General features: G+C 44.7%; 4 protein-coding genes. All 4 read right to left on the reverse strand.

The features are described 5' to 3' along the window. Positions 1–360: 360 nt before the first annotated feature. The gene (locus DW039_RS16885; protein ID WP_005825012.1) at positions 361–2,058 is read right to left on the reverse strand and encodes a glycosyl hydrolase; all 1,698 of its coding nucleotides are present in this window, start codon (positions 2,056–2,058) and stop codon (positions 361–363) included. Between the two features lie 67 nt (positions 2,059–2,125). After that, positions 2,126–4,111: a hypothetical protein gene (locus DW039_RS16890; protein WP_005825014.1), complete on the reverse strand. Its 1,986-nt coding sequence runs from the start codon at positions 4,109–4,111 to the stop codon at positions 2,126–2,128. A gap of 21 nt (positions 4,112–4,132) precedes the next feature. Next, positions 4,133–5,434: a glycan-binding surface protein gene (locus tag DW039_RS16895; protein ID WP_005834814.1), complete on the reverse strand. Its 1,302-nt coding sequence runs from the start codon at positions 5,432–5,434 to the stop codon at positions 4,133–4,135. Positions 5,435–5,450: 16 nt separating this feature from the next. Further along, on the reverse strand, positions 5,451–6,506 hold a 1,056-nt coding region (locus tag DW039_RS16900), incomplete at its 5' end, for a RagB/SusD family nutrient uptake outer membrane protein (protein WP_120382162.1).

Raw genomic sequence — 6,506 nt, forward strand, 5'->3', positions numbered from 1 at the left:
TCTACCGTTTAATATAAGGTTAAACTTCTCTTTTTGAGGAAAAATTAAATATACCTTATTCTATAAAGTGGTTGGTATACATATCACTCCTTTCTCATAGGCATTTTTCATTTCATTAGCGGTTAAACATTATATGATTATTATCAAATTTTAATTAGGCTTGACAAAAGTAGACTTTTAGCAGCAAACCTTATAATACTATTTTATCAAATAACGACACTCATTTAACATCCATTACTATTTTTCCTAAAAAGTATAAAGCATGAATTCTATAACCAACAACTAAAAGCTATAAAAGACAGAAAGGGTTGCCCCGATACTAACCAGAGACAACCCTTTCTATTTTATTATTAAAAATTGCTATTCCATAGAAGGAAGCTCTTCACGGGAAACAACAAATTCCTGGCTCATAGCATCCTTCCACCATGCTTCATCAGCATGGACTACCGGGCTACCATCCTCATTTGTCCCGTCATACCACGGCATGAACCAACTCCAACGTGCACCAGATGCCCATTGTTCGGAAATAAGTCCGACCGTACCACATTCACTCAGCGAAACAATCTTGTTTCCATAATTTTCGGCAATGGAAGTATATTCTGAAACACAATCTGCAGTTTCCTTATTATAAACATCACGTCCCACGATGTCTACATATTGATCTCCCGGATACCAATCGGCATCATTGCCCTCGGTAGTCCAAACCCAGATAAGATTATCCAATCCTTCAGTCTTGAAGTAATTGAACATAGCAATCCACAGAGATTTAAAGCTGGCAGCATCCTTACCCCACCAGAACCAGCCACCGGCTGCCTCGTGGAATGGACGCCACAATACCGGAATATCCGCATCTCTCAATAGCTTCAAGTAAGCGGCAGCATTTTTCAAATCTTCGGTAAACACCTTGTTTTCCCAAGTGCCTTCCACTGTGGCATTGGTAGCATCAAACTCCGTATCTGCCTTATAAAAGGCATAATCCTTATTCGGGTCGAGAGCTGTACCGTTATTTTCAAGATAAACAGCAACTGCTGTATAATCATGTCCACCAATGATGAGACCACCTTCTTGCAGGGATTTCAAAACATCTTCGGTAATCACCAATGTATAGTCCCCGGATATGTCAAAATAATCAGTTCCTGAAGCAATCTCGCTCCAACCACTGTTTTTGAACGAACCTTGTGCACCCGCTGCCACATCCTTCACAGCCACGCGTATCACCTGACCCACTTGTGCATCAGCAAAGACAGCTTTTGCAGCATCATCCGTCATCTGTACATTTCCACTCCAATCACCCGGCATTACTGTCTCTCCTTCCCATATTTGGGTAGAAGAAGCTTCGCCTACAGCTTTCTTGGGTACATTCCAATGCCACATGGCAGCTACGATGCCACCTTTGTCAGACCAATCCTTAACAGGAGTAATGTCACCGTAATTAATCCAGTCTGCTCCAGCTACAGATGCCGGCAGATGAACATAGTCGAAACAGTTGATAGCCGGATATTTTCCAGTCCATCCATACACCTTTTCGGACATTTCCGTATTCCAGGCAACATTGGCCATCATAGCTGAAAGTGTCTTCGTCTCGAAGTTATCCAATAGATAATTGTACAGTTTCACAGCTTTGGCCGAACTAGCGGCAACCAGTGCCTTGTCCAAAGCGACAGTAGAGAACTGAACCGATACAGCCGGAGCAGGCATCTGGTTCGGTCCGGTTACTATTCCCTCGGGGATAGAGAGAGAACAAGCCGTCTCTCTCCCGGGAACATTCACTTTTACAGTCAGTATATTGCTTGCGCCAAGTACATCGGCACTTATCAGTTCACCACCGGTAAACTTGATTTCGCTCAGATTGTCTGTTGCAAAGAATATATTCTTGTCATATTTCACCTCAATAGTGATTTCTCCCGTTTTCACTTTGGCTGCTCCACTTTCAGGAGTAGTAGACACCAATACCGGTGTATCCACTGCTGGGATATCATGATCGACATCAGTATCGCAGGAGGCAAAAGTAAAAGCTGCTATCAACGAAAGCATCCATTTTATATTCAGTTTCTTCATCTTAATTATGATTTTATTTCATTCTTAATCAGGGCATCCATAGTCACATTCTTCAAGCCACAATTCATCAATTTACAATCGTTATTTTTGTAAACGTCAAATCACTGCCCTGAATAATGATACCTACATTTGTCTGGTCTTCACAATCTCCTTGTTTAGCTTGAATATTATCAAGTATCTCCTGAGTCAACGTCAACTCCATCACACGGCTCTCGAAACTCCATCCGTAAATGTCTGTCGGTACCATAGTCGTATCAAACAAAGAGAAAGCTATGCCACTCCAATCGCCATAGTTAAACTGAGCCTGTGCCCAAGTCTGGTCTTTCTGATCAAAATAGACTTTCATGACAGTGCCTGCCGTTACCTTGGCAAAAGATACAGCCGGTACCAACACACGTCCTCCATCACCCCAACTAATATCAAGCGGACCAGCCCAAACTGTTTCTTCATTGGCAACTACAAGAACATCATAAGCAATTTCACCATTTGAAGAAATCAGTTTTAGGCTATAAGTTCCATCCAGCTCAGCCGGTACATTCAACATCAATACCCCTTTAGCTGCATCATTGATATACTGAACAGCAGCCTCATTCAGCAATACATTTGTCAGCTTATCAGCATTAACAATCTCAAGTTCCACAATTCGTCCCCGAACCAATTTGTCAGGCAATGCCGGCAAATAGGCACATACCGGTTTCTCTATTGTCAAAGACGGTGCTTCCACAGATTCACCATTGGCCATCTTCAAGAGTAAGGCCCCGGTTTCAGCAGTTGTGGGTACAGTCAAGGAAATGGCAGTAGCGGTGGCATCGGATACGGTAACCTCCACATTACCACTGAATACAACAGCCGAAACTACATCCATATTTACTCCTTTGACAGTCAAAGCCTCTCCTGCCGGGACCGTCGCCGCACTATAAGAAATGTTTTCCGGCTTTGCCGTTGCAATAGATACGGCAGTTGCTTTTCCACTATTTGTATTCAATTGCAAATCACCACTAATAGCCGCAGCCGGCATCAAGACCTTTATTTCAGTCGAGTTTTGTGATTCCAATCCTACTGCTTCTTCTACACCAGGGAACGTTACATCAGTCACCAAATCCATATTGGTACCTTTCAAGGTAATCATATCTCCACCACGCAAGTTTACAGCAGGAACAGCCACTACGTTCGAAGGCGTAGCTACTACAACAGTAGCGACCACAACTTTTACATCCGAAGCAGGAAGTACCGTAACTTCTCCGTCCGAGACATTATCCGGCAATGTAAAAGTAAGTTCATCTCCTTCGGAAGAGGCAGTCATCGTAAATTCAACTTCATCCCCATTCGGCATCTGCACTTTCTTCACCAAATCAAAGTTTTCACCAGAAACTCGAATGACATCCCCCGGCTTCTTATCTACCAGGTCGAGTGGAGCCTCTACCGATGGCAAAGTAACCTCCAGTTCCCCTTCAGAATAAATCCAATTGGGGATTTCAGCTCCATCAGACAAGATGAACTTACCGGTCTGAGCAGAATCAGGAACAATAACTTTAATCTCCTGACGGCTTTGACTGACAAACTCATCAGCAGGCACTGTTACCTCGTCAGCAAATATCACTTCTTTAATCAAATTCAAATATTCACCAGTAATGGTCAATTCACTACCAGGCTTTACTTCTGCCGGTGCAAAAGCCTCCAAAGCAATCGGCTCCGTAAATGTCAACTCGGTTTTTGTTGTAATATCCCCTTTCGGAGTCTTCAAGACAACCAACCCCGGCTGGGCTGTCTGAGGTACAGTGACACGGATTTCCGTATCACTGACTACTTCGATGTCTGTTATATCGTCGCAACCGGGAATAGCGACCGCAGTCACTTTATCCATGCCACTGCCTAGGAAACGGAGTACACCGCCGCGGGATACGGGACTCGGTCCGAATACATTCAGACTGATTCCCCCTTTATATTGGTTGGTATCTTCATCATCCCCATTGTCGCAGGCCGTAAACGTCAAGCAACTGAAGAGCATCAGGCACATCATCCACAGTGCCGGAAATTTATATGTTTTATTCATATCAGTATTCTATTTAAAAGGTTATTCAATAGGTACCACACGGATGTTGTCAATCATAATCACCGGATTGCAATCCTTACCTTCCACACCACCTGCCCAGACAAAGAATGTCAATCCGGTCAGCATAGTCTTGTCAAAAGTTCTATCACACTTATTACCTTCATGCGTCTTGTTGAACTCGGACAGATTCATGGAAACGGTTGTCCATTTACCACCCGTATCATACGAACCCGTATTCTTCCAAGGCAACCACAAACCGCGCGGCACATTCGTATCACTAAAATAAGCATTAGTTCCCGTCGCATAAGTCACCACATCATTACCCGTAAACATCACTTGTAGAGCGCAAGACTGCCACGGATTGGAAGAAGGAATATTCACCTCGAATTTCAGTTGCAAGCCATTGACGCCATACTCCTCGAGCAGTTCTGCAAACTCAGGACGTGCAGAAAGTTCGGGATAACCGGCAGACGGTTCCGGCCAATAGTTGAACGAGAACTCATCTTCTGCCCAAGTAGCTCCGATAGCACCGTCAAGTGCTCCGGTGAGACAGATATAAGCACCGTCAATACTGTTTTCATCGGCTTCTCTCAACACCTTGCTACCATCACGCCAACCGTGGGCAATAGCCATACCGCCATGAGAACCGTCCCAGTCAAAGAGAATGTTACGTGTATCATAATAGCGGAACTTGGAACGTCCGGTACCATAAATGGACTTCACGTTGATATAGCCTGCAGGAGCATTGTCCGGAAGAATAAAGCTGACCGCAGTCTTGGTTATGTTCGTAATATTAGTCACTTCCACATTACCGGCCATCGTAATGGTCAGCGGCACATTCGGGTCATCAATGAAATAGTCACCAATCAGTGTCACCTCACTACCCGGCTTTGCAAACTCACAAGAAATGGAGTTCACGGTAGGAGCCGGAACCAACACCTTGAAATCATAATCTATGGTATCCTTTGCTTTGGTCACCATATAAATCTTATCAGTCACTACCGAAGGAATCTCTTTCGGAACATCTACCATAAGTGTATGGTCAGTGATGTAACTGGTATTAAGTATCGCCTTCTGGTCATTGAAATAGAGCTCGTAAACACTCCGCAGATTTTCACCGACCAGACAAATCGTATTCGCCATATAAGCCCCCGTCAGCAAAGAGTCTGCCGCTGCCGGATCAGGGACACGAACATATTTCAAGGTAGGCTTTCCCCCTGCCACTTCATATTTATCCGGTTCATCCTCACAAGCCGCCATGGAAAAGCCTGCTACAACAACAGCTGCCGCGAAGAACCAATTCGTATATCTATTATTTTTCATCTTTTCAAGCATTAAATTAATAACTGAATTCAGAACGTACATCTACGTGTACCGGGTCTTTCATCAAATTAGGATTGAACACCACGTCTTCTGTCGGGAACGGCAATGTAAAGCTGGAGACTGTCACATTCGGCGCCTTTGCATCCGGATTGTAACGGGTCTCGTCCGGATTCACCGTCCAACTGCCGTTTTCATAATAAGCCTTATAAGTAGTACCCAGACTATAATAAACATCACGGCGCTGTGCCTTCAGCTCATTGATAGCACGCTGGGAATCATAATATGCCAAACGTACATAATCATACCAACGGTCGCCTTCGCAAGCCAGTTCCAGCCGGCGTTCCTTCCAGACGTCCTCCCAAGTAATGGAGGTTTTCGGAGTAACTCCCGGAATGGCACGGCCACGTACTGCATTGAAAGCATCCAGTGCACTCTGGTCTGTAGTAGAGGTAGCCAGTCCCATTTTCGCCTCGGCATATACCAGATAGATATCGGACAGGCGCAGGATATGGGTTGCCAGGCCGCTGTACATATTACCAGCCGATACGCCCAAGCCCAATACATGGTCATTATTGTTACCATAGAGATGCTTCACGTGATTGGCACCGGTAGGAGACTGGTAATCGCCATTAGGTCCTCCCTTCCCATATTCGGCATCATAAATAAACCGCAGATAATCAAATCCGCCCTTGTCCTGCCAGAAATAATCGTATACATCACCTGCCATCATCATAGTAGCCTTACGACGGGTATCCGTATCCGAACGCGTCTCAGGACTTTCCAAAGCGGAAATTCCAAATGCATCCTGCAAATCAACCGACGGACCTGCATAGCCGCCCCAGCAATCACCAAATTCATCGAATCCCACCATTGCCAAGTCCGACTGCAACGTATTCTGCTGTGTCCAGGGGTCACGTCCTGCCGACCAGTGCCAGGAGAAGAGACACTCTTCATTCTTGTTGTTTGCCAAACGGAAAACATCGGAATAGTTAGCCAGCAAGTTACGGCCGGAATTATTAATCCTTAATTCCGCAACACTATTATAAAATATTTTTTTTAAGTACCTGAGCAA

This window comes from Bacteroides sp. AF39-16AC, assembly GCF_003602735.1.
Taxonomy (GTDB): Bacteria; Bacteroidota; Bacteroidia; order Bacteroidales; family Bacteroidaceae; genus Bacteroides; species Bacteroides uniformis.

What these genes read in the sequence shown, in the direction of transcription:
- DW039_RS16885 (WP_005825012.1), bottom strand. Translation starts at nt 2,058, where the DNA reads ATGAAGAAACTGAATATAAAATGGATGCTTTCGTTGATAGCAGCTTTT.
- DW039_RS16890 (WP_005825014.1), bottom strand. Translation starts at nt 4,111, where the DNA reads ATGAATAAAACATATAAATTTCCGGCACTGTGGATGATGTGCCTGATG.
- DW039_RS16895 (WP_005834814.1), bottom strand. Translation starts at nt 5,434, where the DNA reads ATGAAAAATAATAGATATACGAATTGGTTCTTCGCGGCAGCTGTTGTT.